The organism is Streptomyces sp. NPDC001315 (assembly GCF_042896175.1).
Taxonomy (GTDB): domain Bacteria; phylum Actinomycetota; class Actinomycetes; order Streptomycetales; family Streptomycetaceae; genus Streptomyces.
The window spans coordinates 199,327-216,726 of the sequence record NZ_JBIAWZ010000011.1; the positions used below are offsets into that span (position 1 = coordinate 199,327).

At 69.9% G+C, this 17,400-nt stretch carries 12 protein-coding genes; 8 read left to right on the forward strand and 4 right to left on the reverse strand.

What is annotated here, in order from left to right; genetic code table 11:
* Positions 1-20 precede the first annotated feature (20 nt).
* The 3 genes from ACFY16_RS27715 to ACFY16_RS27725 all read right to left on the reverse strand — a co-directional run bounded on the left by ACFY16_RS27715 (position 21) and on the right by ACFY16_RS27725 (position 6,339).
* A complete protein-coding gene (locus ACFY16_RS27715) occupies positions 21-161 on the reverse strand; it encodes a hypothetical protein (protein WP_390649901.1) in 141 nt (46 codons plus the stop codon).
* A gap of 444 nt (positions 162-605) precedes the next feature.
* A complete protein-coding gene (locus tag ACFY16_RS27720; protein ID WP_390649902.1) occupies positions 606-3,059 on the reverse strand; it encodes a hypothetical protein in 2,454 nt (817 codons plus the stop codon).
* A 361-nt stretch (positions 3,060-3,420) separates the two neighbouring features.
* A complete protein-coding gene (locus ACFY16_RS27725; RefSeq protein WP_390649903.1) occupies positions 3,421-6,339 on the reverse strand; it encodes an AAA family ATPase in 2,919 nt (972 codons plus the stop codon).
* A gap of 321 nt (positions 6,340-6,660) precedes the next feature.
* On the opposite strand from ACFY16_RS27725, the gene ACFY16_RS27730 reads away from it, so the two are divergent.
* Together ACFY16_RS27730 and ACFY16_RS27735 are read left to right on the forward strand one after the other, a co-directional pair.
* Positions 6,661-8,349, forward strand: a complete 1,689-nt coding sequence (locus ACFY16_RS27730) for a heme peroxidase family protein (RefSeq protein ID WP_390649904.1) — start codon at positions 6,661-6,663, stop codon at positions 8,347-8,349.
* Between the two features lie 344 nt (positions 8,350-8,693).
* Positions 8,694-9,128, forward strand: coding sequence for a hypothetical protein (locus tag ACFY16_RS27735; RefSeq protein ID WP_390649905.1), 435 nt, complete (start codon positions 8,694-8,696; stop codon positions 9,126-9,128).
* Positions 9,129-9,595: 467 nt separating this feature from the next.
* Here the strand turns inward: ACFY16_RS27735 and ACFY16_RS27740 are convergent, their stop codons facing one another.
* Entirely contained in the window at positions 9,596-10,399 is an 804-nt protein-coding gene (locus ACFY16_RS27740) for a Cof-type HAD-IIB family hydrolase (RefSeq protein WP_390649906.1), read from the reverse strand.
* Positions 10,400-10,759: 360 nt separating this feature from the next.
* Here ACFY16_RS27740 and ppgK point away from each other — a divergent pair, with 360 nt between their 5' ends.
* The 6 genes from ppgK (at position 10,760) to ACFY16_RS27770 (ending at position 17,310) form a co-directional block, all read left to right on the forward strand.
* Positions 10,760-11,533: a polyphosphate--glucose phosphotransferase gene (gene ppgK / locus ACFY16_RS27745; RefSeq protein ID WP_390649907.1), complete on the forward strand. Its 774-nt coding sequence runs from the start codon at positions 10,760-10,762 to the stop codon at positions 11,531-11,533.
* Positions 11,534-11,584: 51 nt separating this feature from the next.
* Positions 11,585-13,651 (forward strand): transketolase, encoded by a 2,067-nt coding sequence (gene tkt, locus ACFY16_RS27750; RefSeq protein WP_390649908.1) that lies wholly within the window; start codon positions 11,585-11,587, stop codon positions 13,649-13,651.
* Between the two features lie 144 nt (positions 13,652-13,795).
* Entirely contained in the window at positions 13,796-14,827 is a 1,032-nt protein-coding gene (gnd, locus tag ACFY16_RS27755; RefSeq protein WP_390649909.1) for a phosphogluconate dehydrogenase (NAD(+)-dependent, decarboxylating), read from the forward strand.
* 5 nt (positions 14,828-14,832) lie between these two features.
* A complete protein-coding gene (gene pgl / locus ACFY16_RS27760; RefSeq protein ID WP_390649910.1) occupies positions 14,833-15,534 on the forward strand; it encodes a 6-phosphogluconolactonase in 702 nt (233 codons plus the stop codon).
* A gap of 43 nt (positions 15,535-15,577) precedes the next feature.
* On the forward strand, positions 15,578-16,987 hold the full coding sequence (gene zwf, locus ACFY16_RS27765; RefSeq protein WP_390649911.1) for a glucose-6-phosphate dehydrogenase: 1,410 nt from the start codon (positions 15,578-15,580) through the stop codon (positions 16,985-16,987).
* Entirely contained in the window at positions 16,960-17,310 is a 351-nt protein-coding gene (locus ACFY16_RS27770; RefSeq protein ID WP_390649937.1) for a transposase, read from the forward strand. Before zwf ends, ACFY16_RS27770 begins: the two co-directional genes overlap by 28 nt.
* Positions 17,311-17,400: the final 90 nt, after the last annotated feature.

Genomic DNA, 17,400 nt, shown 5'->3' on the forward strand with positions numbered 1-17,400 from the left:
TGGGGGGTGCCTACCGGACGTCACACGGCGGTGTGGCGGGCGCCTTGGCGCTCGGCGGCTTTGTCGTGCGTTTCGCTGTGCTGCGTGACCATGCGTGCTGCGGGAGACGGTGCGCGCTTGGCGGCAAGGACGAACAGCGGCACCAGGCTGAGAGCGGTCACCACGGTTCCGACCAGGGGCGGCCCGGTCAGGCCGGGCGGTCGTCCGTGCCGTCGTAGATGGGGGCGTGCAGGGCGTGCCCGAGCGCGTTGGCGGCGGCGAGGTCCCGTCATTTTGCAGTGGCAGCGGAGGCCAAGCCGAACACCATGGGGCGTCAGCGGGCGCAGGCCATCGCCGCCGGGCTCCCTGACACGGAGCACGATCTGGCCGGCCATCTGCTCCGCGTTCGCGTCGTGAGCCGTCCTGGCGTGCAGGCTCGCTGAGGGGCGAGGCGCTGGGTGGCGTGCCCGCCCTACTGCGGATGCGTCTCGTCGACCACCCAGGACAGGTATGCCTCCGACCCCCCGGCGGACCGTCCGAGGTCTTTCGGCCGTGGCAGCCGTCGCGGTACCCGCCGCACCGCGACCTTCGTGGGCCCCGGTGCGGTGGGGCGCGTTCGGGGTGGGTCAGGCGGTGGACTCGTCGTCGTGGACGGTGACACGGGCGTAGTTGTGGCCGATCACTGCGCCGACGGGCACCGAGACGTAGATCTTGTAGACGGTGTCCGCGGTGGACTGGACGACGGTGTCGTCCACGACCGGCAGTCGGACTGTGCGGGACGTGGTGCGGGCCGGGAAGGTGATCTTCCGTGCGGCGGTGGCGAGTTGGGTTCCGGTGCCGGCCACGGACTGGAGGTTGACGGTGACCGGGGTGCGGGAGGCCGAGGACAGGGTGACGGTGACCGGGACGGTGCCGGCGTCCTCGGCGGCCGAGGCAGCGGCGACCGAGACCTGCGGCAGGTCGCTCGGTCCGCCACTGTCGGCGCGGACGGTCTGGAAGGCCACGTCGGAGAGGTAGACACCGCCCGCCGTGGCCGGGGCGGTCAGGGTGATGCGGCGGATGTCCGACAGGTCGACGCCGTGTGCCGTACGCAGCGGCCAACTCACCGTCTGCAGCCAGGTCTTGGGCAGCAGGGTGCTGGTGCCGGAGGACGGGTTGCCCTTCAGGGCGTCGCTGAGCGAGGAGACGGCCACGGCGGCCGTACGGCCTTGGCCGTCGGTGAGCTGGACGGTCAGGTCGGTGTCCGGCCCGGTCTCGTCGACGGCGGCGCGGAACGCGAGGCTGTCGTACCGGCGGACGTCGCGTGAGCCCTTGGGCACGTCCACGACCACCTCGGCGCGGGTTTCCGCGCTGTCCGGCCAGGTGAAGTGGAGCAGCGGGGTCGCCTCCACGTTGCCCGCGTAGTTGGCGGGGGTCCAGGACGGAAAGCGGGAGGTGTAGGTGGAGGTGGTGCAGGCGCCCAGGGCGCTGATGGTGGGGCGGCCGGTGAAGCCGGCGCAGTAGGTGCCGGTACCGCCGGTGACGGTGACATCGGGCGACGGGCCGGTCAGCGGCGCGATGTCCGAGCGGCTGCGGCCGGGCGCCTGGACCTCGGTGTGCACGGTGGCCGCGCCGACCGTCGTCGACGTGCCCTGGCTGCCGTCGAACAAGGGCAGGAAGCGGTCCTGACCGCCCAGGGTGAGCTGGAAGAAGCCGGACATCAGGGCCGTTCCGACCTCCGACTGTTCGGCGGCCGTCAGTCGGGTCGTGGTGGACGAGCCGCTGCCGCACACCGCGTCGGTGGAGGCGGACCAGTCGTCGCTCGCGGGGGCGACGGCGACGCCGGGCGTCCACTCGGTGTTGAAGAAGTTGTGGTCGGCGCCCCTCACCATGAGCGAGGAACGCAGCACGTCGTCGTCGGCACCGGAGTAGCGGGTGTCGTCGAAGAAGTGCTGGCCCTGCTGGTTGGAGACGTCTCCGTCGCAGTAGGGCAGGACGACCGCCATGGCCACGTCCGGCAGGGTCTCGCGGCCGAAGTCGATGGGGGCGAGCGGGAGCACTGCCTCGATGCCGTACGGGTGGGCGCGGCCGGCGTTGAGCAGCGCCGCCTTCACCACGCCCTCGCCGCCGCGGGAGTGGCCCATGAGTCCGACGTGGGACAGATCCAGACGACCCTTCAGCAGAGGGCTCATGCCGGGCGCGATGCCTTTGTCGGCGCGGGCGAGCAGGTCGAGGTGGTCGAGGACGAGCTGGCCGCGGGCGAGGGTGCCGGCGTCGTCGGTGTACGAGGCGTCCTGGGAGTTGATGCCGTCCGCGCTGATGGAGACGACGGCGTAGCCCTGGGAGGCGAGGGTCTGGGCGGCGTCGTTGTAGCCGAGGTAGCTGGGGATCGGCTGGTAGCCGTCGGGGCAGGGCCAGGCGGTGTTGTTGGTCTTGGCGGTGTCCGCGTTCCAGCAGGCGGAGTGGCGGCCGTGCAGGAAGAGCACGACGGGGCGTTCGCCCTTGGCGTCGGTCGGTATCCAGACGGCGGCGCGGAGTTCGACGCTGCGATCGCTCAGGCCGCTGAGGGTGGCGGCGGTGTCGCCGAAGTCGTAGTCGGCGCGAGCCACGGTGTAGGGGCCCTGCGCGGTGGCGGCGGCGGTGAGTGCGGCCGCGTCGGCGGTGGGCTTGCCCGGGCGGCCGGTGCCCTTGGGCGCGTGCCGGGACAAGGTGGTGGTGTCGGCGGTTCCGTTCCAGGCGACCTGGACGTCGTCCGGGTGGGCCGCGCGCGGGTCGGTGGTGACCAGGGTGAGGGTGCGGCCGTCGGCGGTCTGCCGGGCGTAGCCGAGGGAGGCGCCGTCGACGGCGATCTCGGGGACTGCGTCGCGTACGGGCAGCGGGTCGATCAGTTCCAGGGTGAGGTGGTAGCCGTCGCCGGACTCGGTGACGGACCAGCTGCGGTCGGCCGCGGAGCCGGTCACGGTGGCGGCGGGCTCGGGGGTGGCCGATGCCGCCATGGAGGTGCCGGTCAGGGGAAGACTCAGGGCGAGGGCGGCGACGGTTACCCGCACCCGGCCTGCGGCCCGGCCCCGTCTCGGGCGGCGGGGACTCGGTATGGACATGCGGCGGATCCTTTCGTGCGTGATCGACGCCGCACGGGGAGGGCGAACGCCAGGTCGGGTGCGACGCCGGACAGCACGCAGATCATCACCGCTATTGATCACCCGAATGTCGTTCTTGTTTCCCAGTGATCAATTGAGACTGGTGTCGTTCGGTTCGCGATGCCCTGGATGGGTGCCATGTCCGGGGCGGGGGTGCCAAGTTGAGGGGGCCGGATCGTCCGCGGCACGCCGCCCTCCATGTGCCGGGCGGTCCCAAAGGCCGACGTCGGCCCGATCCCTCAACCCGCAACGCCGTCAGGCCTGTTCGGTTGGATCAGGAGGTGGAGGGGCCGCCGACCTCGGGGCTGCGAACTACGGCCCGCTACCCGGTGACCCCGGCATGGGCCAGGCAGCGGGCCAGGCCCGAGCGTGAACGGACGCCCAGCTTGCGGTAGACGCGGGTGAGATGCGCCTCGATCGTCTTGCGGGACAGGAAGAGCGACGCTGCGGCCTCCACGTTGCTGAGACCTTCACCTATGGCGCGCGCCACCTGGAGCTCCTGCGGCGTGAGCAGAGCCACCAGAGGCGGTTCCTTCCCGTGGGCGGCGGAGCGGTGCCCCGCCGCCGCGACCTCCGCCTCGGCTCGGACCGCCCACGGAACAGCGCCCAGCGCGGAGAACGTCCGCTGTGCGAGCAGCAGCGGCTCCCGTGCCGCAGACGGCCGCCGGAACCGGCGCAGCACCTCTCCTCCGACAAGCCGTGTCCGAGCCGACTCGAAGACCATCTCCTTGCCGGCATGGACGCGTTCCGCGACGGCCAGCCAGTCGGCGGCCTCCTCGGCGGACCGCGCGAGCATCACCCGGCATCGGGCGTGCGCGGCCGCCGGCCACGCCAGACCGGTCGCCGTGTCGCGCTCCCGCAGCCAGTCCGCGACCGCGACGGCCCCCTCCCTCGCCCCCGTGCGCAGACAGGCCTCGGCGAGGTCGGCCACCCACGGCATGAGGGTGGGATTGACAAGTCCCATCTCGTCCGCCAGGTCGAACGCTGCCTCCAGGTGCGTACGCGCTGCTTGCGGATCACCGGCGGCGAGTGCGGACGTACCGAGTGCACCGCGTGCGAACAGGCCCAGGCCGCGCAGTCGACTGCCGCACCAGCGCTCGTACTGCGCCACACGCTCCTGGCAGTCCGCGAAGTCGCCGCGAAGGGCGTCCAGCCGCGCGAGCTGGACCAACGCGTAACCCGTCATCGCCAGATGCCCGAACTCCTCCGCCCAGCGCAGCGCCTCGGTGGCGTCCGCGCGAGCCATCGGCCAGCGCGACCACATCTCCACCTGGCACCGCGCCAGCAGCGCGTACGGCAGGAGGGCAGGGGAGTTGTCGCGTCGCATCCCCTCGATCACCGTGTCCAGTACGCGGCGGGCGAGGTCCCCGTCGCCGGTCCAGGACAGGCCCTGCGCGATCTCCATCGTCACCTGACGTTCGTCAGGGCCGGTTCGGCCGCACGTCTCCTCCAGCAGCGCGCGCAGGGTCGTACGGCCTTCGCTCACGTCGCCGCCCAGAACCTGTGCCCGGGCGCGCATGACGGCGGCTTGTCGACGCCGGGTGCCGCGGGTGCCGTCCGCCAGTTCCTCGCAGCGCGCGGCGATGTCGCACGCGTCGCGCATCTGTCCGTCCATCGTCGCGGGCACCACAGCGGCCCCGTACAGCTGAGAGGCACGCGAGCGGTCCACCGACTCCACCGTCCGGGCCGCGCCGACCAGCAGCCGGTGCGCGCGGCCCGGATCTCCGAGCCAGGTGCAGGCCTGGCCGCGCAACAACTCGATGTCCGCGGTGAGCAACGGGTCCCGGCTGTGCGACAGAGCTTGTTCGCACCACTCGGCGGCGTCGCGCGTCGTACCGCCGTAGAAGGCGTCGTGCGCAGCTTCGAACAGTCGGCGGGCCGCGTCTGCGGAGTCCGGCGACAGCTCGGCAGCACGACGCCAGGCGGGCGCGGCAGCCGCCAACGCCCCGTGCTGCCGCGCCTGGCGGGCGTCGGACACCAGGCGAGCAGCGACCGATTCGTCCGGGCCGGGGGCGGCGGCAGCCAGGTACCAGGTCTGCAGTTCGCCCGAACTCAGGGCGGCCAGTCTGCGGTAGACCTCCCGCCGCCGGACCGTGGGGCATTGTCCCAGCACCACTGGCCGCAGCACGGGATGCCGCAGCTCGCAGGCGCCGTCCCGCATCCGTACCAGCCCGGCCGCCTCGGCCGCGTCCAGATCGGCGGTCGTGAGTCCGTCGGACGCCAACGCCCTTGGCAGCAGGGGCCATTGCGGGGTTCGGCTGGCGGCGACGTACACCAGCGCCTCTCGACTGCGCGGCGGCAGCATGCGCAACTGTCCGCGCCACGCCCGCTCCACCAGCGGCCCGGGCGCCTCCCATGAGTCGTCCCACGGCTCGGCTCCGCACGCTCGGGTCCGGTTGAGGGCCGCCGCGTACTCCACCAGGACCAAGGGGTTGCCCCGCGCCAGCCGTACGATCCGGCCTGCCGCCCGATCCGCCCGGTCGAGCGCCTGCCGCCGCAACAGCGTCCAGCACTCGTCGTCCGTCAGCGGCCTCAGCGTGGTGTGCGGCACGCTTTCCTGGATCCCGTCCTCCTCCGGGCCTTCGCGCGCCGCCATGACCAGGGCCACTCGCTCCGTGGCCAGCCGCCGGGCCACGAACTGCAAGACCTGGCGTGACGATGGATCGGCCCAGTGCAGGTCGTCGACGAGGACCAGCAGGGGCCCCGACTCCCCGGCTGCGGCCAGCACGCCGAGCGCGCCCGCGCACACCGCGTACGGGTTCGGCTCGGCCACATCCGTGAGCGCGAGACAGCCCTCAATGGCTCTCCGCTGGGCCGGCGGCAGCTCGCCGAAGTGGCCGCGGAGCGGCAGCAGCACATCAGCGACCACCGCGTACGGCAGCACGGCTTCCGACTCCACTCCGCAGGCCCACAGCACGCGGGCGCCTTGGCAGCGGGCGGCCGCGTGGCGCAACACCATGCTCTTGCCGATCCCCGGTTCACCGCTCAGCAGCAGAGCGCCGCCCCGCTGTGGCAGGGCGTCCACCAGGCCGTTCACCAGGTCTCGTTCGGCGCGCCGGCCGACGAGGGCAACGGGTCCTGCGACGGACGCCACCTCGTCGGGCGCGGCGGGAGCCACGTCGCAGTACGGCCCGTGCGCCGAGGCGAGCGTGGGCCGGCGCACACCCGAGTTGCCCGGTACGCGGACCGGATCGCATGCCGCTCCGCCCGCCGGCCCGCCGGTCATCACTGGTTCTTCCATGACGCCCCCGTACGCCTGCCGCTCCATTGCGGCGGTCCGTGATTTCTCCAGGGTGCCCCCGGGAGGGTGATCGGCGTGGACGGTCGGGACAGCCGTACGACGGCCTCCGTACGGTGCTGTCCGTGCGGTGAGCCCATGGCGCGTAGGACCTGCCGGGTGCATCCGGCGCCGCCGACTCGGCAGGTGGCGTAGGCGTTCCGGCGGGTGTGCTGCTCAAGAATGCGGGAGCGCATGTCCCGGGCGGAGGTAGGGAGTTCCCCGAAGCCGTGGTGCGAGCGTTCGGACATACTCGCGTGTTCTTCGACCGGAAAGGGGCAGGGCATGGCTGAGCAGGGACAGTTCCGGCGGGTGATCACGAACCTCACGCACGGCGGGCATGCGATTCTCGACAGTGCGGACGAGGCGGAGAAGACCGCCCAGACCCAGGAAAGCCTGAGCACGCGCAGCACGGTGGTCCAGGAGTCCACCGACGTCGCGGCGCACGTGGGTACCACTGCTTTCGACTACCTGTTCACCGACCTCGCGAAGAAGTTCCCGGAGCGGCATCTGCCGCAGGACGACGTCACAACGGTGGTCAAAGCGCTGCTCGACCTGGGCTCGGCGATGGTGGAGACCCCGGACGAGGTGCGCGCCCCGGAGCTCAACTCGCCGATTCCGCCGATCTACACCTACTGGGGCCAGTTCGTCGACCACGATCTGACGGCCGCGACCGACCGTGACCTGGTGATCAGCATCACCGATGAGAACCTGCCGCCCGTGCCGCCGGACGAAGTGGTCAAGAAGCTGGAGAATCTGCGGATCCCGGCACTGAACCTCGACTCCGTCTACGGCGACGGGCCGTTCGCGGCACCGGTGGCGGGCAAGGACGCCGTCCCCTACGACGGGATCAAGTTCCGGCTGGGCCTGCTCTCGCCGGTTCCCTCCAGTGTGGGCGCGCTGATCCCTCCGGTCGACGACACAGAACGGGATCTGCCGCGCAAGGCCGACCGCACCCCGCTCGTCGGCGACACGCGCAACGACGAGAACCTGGTGGTGGCCCAACTGCATGTGGCGTTCCTGCGGTTCCACAACGCGGCGGTCGACTGGGTGCGCGACAACGAGCCCGAGTTCGAATCGGACGCCGAGGTCTTCCGACGGGCCAGGGACCTCACCCGGTGGACCTACCAGTGGTTGTGCGTGCACGACTATCTGCACACCGTGGCGCGCCCCGACGTCGTCGACCTCGTGAACACCGCGGAGGGCAACCTGCTCGACTTGGACCGTCGCGGCATCTACATGCCGATCGAGTTCGCGGTGGCGGCCTTCCGCTTCGGCCACAGCATGGTGCGCGGCGCCTACGACTGGAACCGCAACTTCGGCCGCCCCGGCGACAGGGCCCCCGTGTCCACGCTGGACCAACTCTTCCAGTTCACCGGCAGGGGCGGTTTCGTCGGCACGCTGTCGACGCTCCCGTCGAACTGGCCGGCGGAGTGGGACCGGATGGTCGACAAGAACAGTCCGCTCGCCAACCGCTTCGCGCGGTTCATCGACACCAGGCTCGCGCCACCGCTCGCCGACCTGCGCAACGAGGGCAACGACCCGGGCTTGGCCGACCGGATCAAGAAACTGCTCAAGCAGCTCGCCCAGCGCAACCTTCTGCGCGGCTACCGGCTGGCCGCCCCCACGGGACAGGCGGTGGCCGAGGCGCTCGGAATCGCACCCCTCAGCCGCGCGGAACTCGAGCAGGGCACCAGCGACGGGGTCAAGAACGCCCTGGAGGCGGGTGGCCTGTTCGACAGGACCCCGCTGTGGTTCTACGTGCTGAAGGAGGCCGAAGTGAGGGAGCTGGGCCGGCGGCTCGGCGAGGTCGGCAGCCGCATCGTCGCCGAGACCGTCATCGGCCAGATCCGCAAGGACCCCGGCTCGTACGCCAACCAGACGAGCTGGAGCCCCGCGCGGGGCGTCCTGCTCCCGAACGGTAGGCCAGTGCGCACGATCGCGGACTTCCTCCGGTTCGCCGGCGTCCTCTGACCACACGACACCCTTGAGCCGTCCTCCCCATGCCCCCGCCGACCTGCTTCGGCGGGGGCGCAATGGGTGCTCCATAAGGATTTCCCGAAAGCGCCGTACGTCCCAGGGCGGCGGTCTGCAGATCGCCCACCAGACCGTGCTTGGCGATGGGGGGCAGCGGTCCATGACTGTCCCATCCCAAAGGTTCCGACGCAATCCACTGTTCGGCAGGCCGTGTACGGGCGCCTCTCGGAGCCGCGGACAGGGCCATGGGCCCGCGGGTACCCGAGAGCACAGGCGGCCGCGCAACACTCATAGGCCACTACCGATTGCGGGATGAGGTGGTGCTGGATCTCATGGACCCCATGCAGCAGCAAACCTATCCACCAGACGATTCCGTGCCTCCGATGGAGCGATCGCACTGGGTGGCCTTCGCCGGAATCCTGCTATTGGTCAGCGCCCTCTTCAACCTGCTCAACGGATTTGTGGCGATCTTCAATCACGGCTACTACTCGACCGTCTATTCCGGAGGCAACAGGCTGCTCATCTTCAATTACACGGCTTGGGGCTGGATCTGGGTCGCCATCGGCATCGTAATGGCCCTGGCGGGTCTCGGCGTGCTCGTGGGCTCCAGAGCGGCGCGGCTGACGGGCATCTGTCTGGCAGCGTTCTGTCTCGTCGGTCAGATGATCTTCCTTCCGGTCTACCCCTTCTGGTCTCTGCTCACGATGCTGGTGTCCGTGCTGGTCATCTACGGTCTGCTGGCCGAGCCGCGGCACGTGCACGGCGTGCGCTTGTAGCGCAGCGCAGGCCCGGAGGACATTGCCGCATCGGGGGCACGGCTCGCGGCGGTTGTCGCGCCTGTGGTGGCACCGCTACTGGCACCCTGCCCGCTCGGTGTCGGTGGCGCACACCGAGCTGCCGCAGCCGGCCCGTGCCCGGGGAGCAGCGCGGACCGCATTCCTACGCGCCATGGGCGGGCGGTCTGTCGAGTGGCGTGCTCGTCGGCCACTGGCTGGTGGGGCGAGGCCGTGCAGGCGCGGGGCTGGGGGTGTTCCGCCGGCGGACGGTCCGCTCGCTCATCGTGGAGTGGTGCCGCTCGGACAGGCGTGGCACCTGCTCGACGAAGTCCTCTGTCAGCTGGGCCGCAGCCTCGGCGACACGTTGTTTCTCATGCTGGACGCTTACGGTCCTCCTCCTTGACCAGGCCAGGCCAGGCCAGGTCTCAGGCTCAGGGGCGCCAGGCCCGGGCATGCGGTGACGCGGGTCATAGGATGAACTGCTCGACCGCTTTCGCGAAGCCCTCCTCCTCGTTGCTCGTTGTAACCCGCCTCGCCGCGCGCTGGACCTCGTGGCTGGCGTTGCCCATCGCGATGGACAGTCCCGAGTGGGCGAACATCAGTACGTCGTTGGGCATGTCGCCGATCGTGGCGATCTGTTCGGGGGAAATCCGGAGCTTGGCGGACCAGTATTTGACGACACCGCCCTTGTTCGCCTGCGGATGGGTCACATCGAGGTAGTAGGGCTGCGAGCGCGCGGCCGAGACATGGTCGCCGAACTGCGCGCGAGCTGCGACCGCGGCCGCCTCGACGACCTGGTGGTCATCGCTGACCCCGACGACCTTGGCGGTGCCCTGCTCGAGCCCGTCGAAGCCGGGAACGAGCGTGGGCGCGAACTGCACCGTCCAGCTCTCGCGATCCACGTGCGGTCCCTTCACGTCGCGGACGTACCAATCGGCACCCCGGTAGATCCAGACGCTGAGGTCGAACGACTCCATCAGCGCGACGACCGGGGCCACCACCTCCGCGGGAATGACCTGCTGCTCGACAACGGTCATATCCGGGTTGACGATGAGACCACCGTTGAAGGCGGCGAGTTCAGTGGCCAGCGCCAGGGGCTTGATGATCATGGACATGCCGCGGGGCGGTCTCCCGCTGGTCACCGCGAAGAGGACGCCGGCGTCGTAGAGCTTGTGGACCGCACGGACGGCGCGGTCGGTGAGGACCTTGTCGCTCGTGACCAGAGTGCCGTCGACGTCGGCAAGAAGCAGGCGGATCGGGCGGGTTGGCATCACGCCTCCTTAAGCTCTGGTCGCGGCCGGTCCGGTTGGGGAGAGGCAACGGCTCATGGATGCGCGGGACCTGCGGGACGGGTTCCCAGTCGGCTTGATTTCCGAAAGTTGCTGGAGGTTAGCGTCGCGGCTGGCATGAGTCCCAGTCGCGTTCCTCTCGAACAGAGGGGAAGGTCAATGCCGTCGAGGGCGCGCAATGCTTGGATGTACCCCTTGGGCTTCGATATAACCCTATAAGGGTGATGTGGCGAATATAAGGGTCATGTGCGAGTGTAAGAATTATATGGCGAAGCCCATACGGGGTCTGATGTCCAAAATTCACACAACACATTTTGGGCCAGCCCCTGAGGGGAGCGGGCAGTGGCGCAGGCAAGTCCGGACAAGACGGCCCACGTGCTGGGGGTCGACATCGGCGGGACCGGTATCAAGGGAGCACCGGTCGACCTCGAGCTCGGCAGCCTCATCGGTGAGCGGGTCCGGATCCCGACCCCGCATCCGGCGACCCCGGGGGCAGTCACGGACGTGGTCGTGCAGGTGCTCTCGCAGATCGGCGTCCCAGGACCGGTCGGGCTGACGCTCCCGGCAGTCATCCGGGGCGGCAAAGTCCAGACGACGTCCAATATCGACCCGGCCTGGATGGAGACGGACGCGGCCCAGCTTTTCGCACGAGCGACCGGCCGCGACGTGAGGGTAGTGAACGACGCCGACGCGGCAGGGATCGCCGAGATGCGCTTCGGCGCCGGCAAGGGACGCAAGGGCGTCGTCGTGATGGTGACGCTCGGCACCGGTATCGGCAGCGCCGTCTTCTCCGACGGGTACCTGGTGCCCAACAGCGAGCTGGGCCACCTGCCGCTGCACCACGGGGATGCCGAGGACTGGGCCGCGGAGTCGGTGCGCGAGCACGACGACCTGTCCTGGAAGAAATGGGCGCACCGTCTGGAGACGTATCTCGAGCTCGTCCAGCGGCTGCTGTGGCCCGACCTGATCGTCATCGGCGGCGGCGTCAGCAAGAAGGCCGACAAGTTCCTGCCGCACATCGAGCTCAGGACCGAGATCGTGCCGGCGCAGCTGTTGAACGACGCGGGCATTGTCGGCGCGGCCCTCTTCGCCCCGGCCGGGGAAGCTCAACCCTAGTCTGCCGCGCTCGATATGAGCGCAGGGGCAGCACCTTCAGGGAGGCTCGCATTGAGCAACAACGACCTGGAAACACTTTCCGTCAACACGATCCGCACTCTGTGCATGGACGCCATCCAGGCGGCCAACTCCGGCCATCCGGGGACACCGATGGGAATCGCCCCGGTCGCGTACACGCTCTGGCAACGCTTCCTGCGCTTCGACCCGGCCGACCCGATCTGGCCCAACCGCGACCGCTTCGTGCTGTCGGAAGGACACGCCTCCGCGTTGCTCTGGTCGCTGCTCCACCTCACCGGCGTGCAGGCTGTCGACCCCGACTACGAGGTCCTCGGCCGCCCCGCCGTGACCCTCGACGACCTCAGGACGTTCCGTCAGCTCGGCTCGCGCTGCCCCGGGCACCCGGAGTACCGGTGGACCAGTGGCGTGGAGACCACGACCGGCCCGCTCGGCCAGGGCGTTGCGACCTCAGTCGGGATGGCGATCGCCGGGCAGTGGCTCGCCGCCCGGTACAACCGCGACGACTTCACCGTCTTCGACTTCGACGTGTACGCGATGGCCGGCGACGGCTGCATGCAGGAGGGGATCTCCTCGGAGGCTGCCTCGCTCGCAGCCCACCAGCGGCTGTCGAACCTTTGCTGGATCTACGACTCCAACAGGGTGACGATCGAGGGCCACACCGACATCGCGTTCACCGAGGATGTGGCGGCCCGGTTCATCGGCTACGGCTGGAACGTCACCACCGTGGCCGACGCCAACGACCTCGATGCCGTGGCCCGTGCGCTGCACACCTTCAAGTCCGAGAACGAGCGCCCGACGCTCATCGTGGTGCACAGCCACATCGGCTACGGGTCACCGGTCGAGGACACCCCGAAGGCGCACGGCGCGCCGTTCGGCGTGGAGGGCGTCAAGTCAACCAAGCGATTCCTCGGGATGCCGGAAGACAAGGACTTCTTCGTTCCCGACGGCGTCTACGAGCACTTCGCCGCAGGCGTCGGCACGCGCAGTCGCGAAGCCCGGACGAGCTGGGAGGCACGAATCGGGGCCTACTCAACCGCCCATCCCGAGCTCGCCGACGAGCTGAGGCGCATCCAGCGGCGTGAACTGCCGGAGGGCTGGGAGTCGGCGCTGCCGACCTTCCCGGCCGACCCCAAAGGCATCGCCAGCCGTGACTCCAGCGGCCAGGTGCTCAACGCGCTTGCCCAAGCCGTGCCGTGGGTGCTTGGCGGGTCGGCGGACCTTGCGCCGTCGACCAAGACCAACCTCACGTTCCCCGACGCCGGCGACTTCCAGGCCGATGACCGCTCGGGGCGCAACCTCCACTTCGGGATCCGCGAGCACGCCGCCACCGCGATCACGAACGGGATGGCGCTGACCAAGCTGCGCCCGTACTGGTCGGGGTTCCTGATCTTCTCGGACTACGCACGCGGCGCGATCCGGCTTTCAGCGCTGATGGAGATCCCGGTCGTGCACATCTTCACCCACGACTCGATCGGGGTCGGCGAGGACGGTCCCACCCACCAGCCGGTCGAGCAGCTCGCGTCGCTGCGCGCGATGCCGGGGCTGCTGGTATTCCGCCCGGCCGACGCGAACGAGGTCGTCGAGACCTGGCGGATCGTCGCCGCGCTCAGACATGAGCCGGCGGTGCTGGTCCTGTCCCGTCAGGCACTGCCGACCCTCGACCGCTCCGAGATGGGGGCCGCATCCGGGGTGGCCAGGGGAGCCTACGTTCTGGTCGACGCGGCGGACGGCAAGCCCGACGTCATCCTGCTCGCCACCGGGTCGGAGGTGCAACTCGCGCTCGCCGCCCGTGACGAGCTTGCCGCCGAGGGCCTCGCTGCTCGCGTGGTCAGCATGCCCTGCTGGGAATTGTTCGACCGCCAGCCCAAGGAATACCGCGACTCGGTCATCCCGCCCGGGGTCAGGGCCCGGGTCGCCATCGAGCAGGCGGCGACCCTCGGCTGGGACCGTTACGTCGGCGACGGCGGCGCGGTCGTCGGCATGCACACGTTCGGGGCGTCGGCGCCGCTCAAGATGCTGCTGACCAAATTCGGCTTCACTCCCGAGAAGGTCACCCAGCTTGCCCGCGAGTGCGTGGCCGCCGGTAGGGAGCAGGCGTGAACGTAACCCAGGCGCGTCACAAGGTGCTTGCTGTCGCGATCATCCCGGAGCTCGAGAGCGCGACCGACCCTGAACTCGGCCACGACTCGTCCACGAACGCGCTGATCCGGCACTACCGCACGCTCAAGGACCAGGAGGCGTCACATGGCGACAGACAAGCCCATGCAGCTCGGGATGATCGGGCTCGGCCGGATGGGGGCGAACCTGGTGCGTCGGCTGATGCGAGACGGCCACCAATGCGTCGTGTCCGACGTCAACGCGGCCGCCGTCGCCGAACTGGCCGGCGAGGGCGCGACGGGCGCAGACTCACCCCGGGATCTCGTGGCGAAACTGGACAAGCCACGGGCCGTATGGCTCATGCTTCCGGCTGCGATCGTCGACTCCATCCTCGACCAGCTCGAGCCGTTGCTGGAGCCCGGCGACATCCTGATCGACGGCGGCAATTCCTACTACCGCGACGACATCACACGGGCCAAGCGTCTTGCCGGCAAGTCGCTGCACTATGTCGACTGCGGGACCAGCGGTGGTGTCTGGGGGCTGGAGCGCGGCTACTGCCTGATGATCGGCGGCGAGGCCGAGGTCGTGGCGCATCTGGACCCGATCTTCAAGACGATCGCTCCCGGCGAGGGCCGCGCCGAACCGACGCCGAGCCGGACCCGGACCGACGGCACCGCCCCACTCGGGTATCTGCACTGCGGGCCGAACGGCGCCGGGCACTTCGTGAAGATGGTCCACAACGGGGTCGAGTACGGGATGATGGCCGCGATCGCCGAGGGCCTCAGCATCATCAAGCGCGCGGACGCCGGCAAAAGCAGGCAAGAGGTCGACGCGGAGACGACGCCCCTGCGCGATGCGTGGGCCTACCAGTACGACATCGACGTCGGAGAGGTGGCAGAGGTCTGGCGGCGTGGCTCGGTCGTCGGCTCGTGGCTGGTCGACCTGATCGCCGACGCCTTCGCCGGCTCGCCCTCCCTCGACGGCTTCGCCGGGCGGGTCTCCGACTCCGGGGAAGGCCGCTGGACCGTCCTCGCCGCGGTGGACGAAGGCGTCCCGGCACCGGTCATCACCACCTCGCTCTACGAGCGCTTCGAGTCCAGGCAGGCCGGGGAGTTCACCGACAAGATCCTCTCGGCGATGCGTTCCGAGTTCGGCGGACACGCCGAAAAGAAGGGCTGAGGGCTGTGCATCACGAACTCGAGGTCGTCGCCGACCCCGATGCGGTCGCCGGCACCGCGGCGGCGTTCGTGGCGCGGCTGGCCCGTGCCTGCGTGCAAGCCCACGGCCGATTCACGTTCGCCGTCAGCGGGGGGCACACGCCGTGGGCGATGTTCGCGCGGCTCGCACATGAGGACGTCCCCTGGGAGCACATGGCGGTATTCCAGGTCGACGAGCGGGTCGCGCCCGACGGCGACCCGGACCGTAACCTCACCCACCTGCGGGAGAGCCTCGGTGCGGCGCCGGCCGAGGTCATGGCAATGCCCGTGAACGACGCCGATCTTGACGCGGCGGCCGCCGCCTACGGGCGGTCGCTGCCCGGGCGTTTCGACCTCGTTCACCTGGGCCTCGGCCCGGACGGGCACACCGCCTCGCTGGTGCCACGGGACCCGGTACTCGAAGTCGCGGACCGGCTGGTGGCCCTGACGGCGCCCTACATGGGCCACCAGCGCATGACACTCACCTATCCTGCGCTCGCTCGCGCCCAGCAGGTGATCTGGCTCATCACCGGAGCGGACAAGCACGAACCGCTCACAAGGCTCGTTGGCGGAGACCGGTCGATTCCCGCCGGCCGGGTCGAGGCGGCGGCGTCGCTCGTCCTCGCGGACGCGGCGGCGGCCGGCCGGGGTCCTGCTCACGTCGGCGCCCAGCCGCCGACAGGACCATGAGGCCCCGACCCCATTGCCGTGCCGGCCCCGTAAGGAGGACGAGGTGGCTTCGAACTCGTCGAACGTTCCCGCAGACGTGCTGGTCATTTTCGGGATCAGTGGCGACCTCGCGCGAAAGATGACGTTCCGCTCGCTCTATCGGCTGGAACGGCGCAAACTACTGACCTGCCCCATCGTCGGAGTGGCGCGCGACGGCTGGTCCGACGACGCCCTGCGTGACCACGCCCGCGCGGCGATCAAGGCAGCGGGTGAGCCGCTCGACGACAGCGTTTTTGCCCGGTTCGCCGCCCGACTCAGCTACGTGCAGGGCGATTACGCCGACGAGGAGACGTTCCATCGCCTCGCCCGGGCGGTCAACGGCAAGCGGCGCCCGGTCTTCTACCTGGAGATCCCGCCGTCGCTGTTTGCCCGGGTGGTCGGAGGCCTGGCAGGCGCCGGGCTGACCAAGGGCTCCCGGGTTGTCGTGGAGAAACCATTCGGGCATGACCTCGCGTCCGCCCGCGCCCTCAACGCCGAGCTGCGTCAGCTCCTCGACGAGGATCAGCTGCTGAGGATCGATCACTTCCTCGGCAAAGAGCCGGCCATGGACATCCAGTTCCTGCGGTTCGCCAACTCCGTGTTCGAGCCGGTGTGGAACCGCGACCACATCTCCTGCGTGCAGATCACCATGGCCGAGGACTTCGGGGTCGAGGACCGCGGCCACTTCTACGACCCGGTCGGCGCGCTCCGTGACGTCGTGCAGAACCATCTGCTGCAGCTGCTCGCCCTGATGGCGTCCGAGCCGCCATCAGCCGCCGATGCGGACGCGCTCCGGGACCGCCGGGTTGATGTGTTCCGGGCGATCCCCGACGCCGACCCGGCCCACTACGTCCGCGGGCAGTATGAGGGGTACCTGCAGATTCCCGGCGTGCGGCCGCGCTCGCGCACCGAGACCTTCGTCGGGTTGCGGCTGGAGGTCGAGAACTGGCGCTGGTCCGGGGTGCCGTTCTTCATCCGCGCCGGCAAGTCCCTCCCCGAGCGAGTGACCGAGATCCGGATCGTGTTCAAGCGCCCGCCGCGGCTTGCGTTCGCGGAGCGGTTCGCGCCCGAGCCCGACCAGTGGATCCTGCGGATCGATCCGAGCCCTGGCGTGAACTTCCGCATCCAGGCCAAGCAGCCGGGCAAACAGGACACGCAACTGGTGGACCTTGACCTCCTCTTCGCCGCCGAGCTCGGTGAGGCACCCGAGCCGTACGAGCGCCTGCTCAGTGATGCAATGCAAGGCAACGCGAGCCTGTTCACCCGGGAGGACTCGGTGGAGGAGACGTGGCGAATCGTCCAGCCACTGCTGGAGGCACCCGGCGACCCCGAGCGCTACCGGCAGGGGACGTGGGGACCGGCGGACGCGAGCAAGCTCGTCGCCGGATACCCGCGATGGCACGAACCATGGCTGCCGCCGAGGTCTCCCGACTGACACAGCCGTGCCACGCTCCGCAGCTGCTCACGGTGGTGGGTGAGACGTCTTTCGCCGCGCTGTGCGAGGTCAGCCCTGTGGAGCGTTCCTCGAGTGGTCGGCAGTACCGGCGTCTCAATCGTGGCGGCGACCGGCAGGCCAACGCCGCCCTGCACCGGATCGTGCAGACTCGCCTGCGCGTCGACCCGCGCCCCCGGGACTCCTACGAACGCCGCATCAAGGAGCGCAAGACCCGTTACGAAAACGTCCGGTGCCTCAAACGCTACGCTGCCCGGGAGGTCTTCCACCTGGTCTGGCCCACACAGTCATGCCCCCCGTTATAGGGGCAGTGTGATAGCGGGTGACACGGCGAGGCCCGCCAGAAACCCTTCCGACGGGGACCTCCGCGCGGCGCCGTGAGACGCCGAAGCGCT

What these genes read in the sequence shown, in the direction of transcription:
- ACFY16_RS27730 (WP_390649904.1), top strand. Translation starts at nt 6,661, where the DNA reads ATGGCTGAGCAGGGACAGTTCCGGCGGGTGATCACGAACCTCACGCAC.
- ACFY16_RS27740 (WP_390649906.1), bottom strand. Translation starts at nt 10,399, where the DNA reads ATGCCAACCCGCCCGATCCGCCTGCTTCTTGCCGACGTCGACGGCACT.
- ACFY16_RS27720 (WP_390649902.1), bottom strand. Translation starts at nt 3,059, where the DNA reads ATGTCCATACCGAGTCCCCGCCGCCCGAGACGGGGCCGGGCCGCAGGC.
- ACFY16_RS27725 (WP_390649903.1), bottom strand. Translation starts at nt 6,339, where the DNA reads ATGGAAGAACCAGTGATGACCGGCGGGCCGGCGGGCGGAGCGGCATGC.
- ACFY16_RS27770 (WP_390649937.1), top strand. Translation starts at nt 16,960, where the DNA reads ATGGCTGCCGCCGAGGTCTCCCGACTGACACAGCCGTGCCACGCTCCG.
- gnd (WP_390649909.1), top strand. Translation starts at nt 13,796, where the DNA reads ATGGCGACAGACAAGCCCATGCAGCTCGGGATGATCGGGCTCGGCCGG.
- ACFY16_RS27735 (WP_390649905.1), top strand. Translation starts at nt 8,694, where the DNA reads ATGCAGCAGCAAACCTATCCACCAGACGATTCCGTGCCTCCGATGGAG.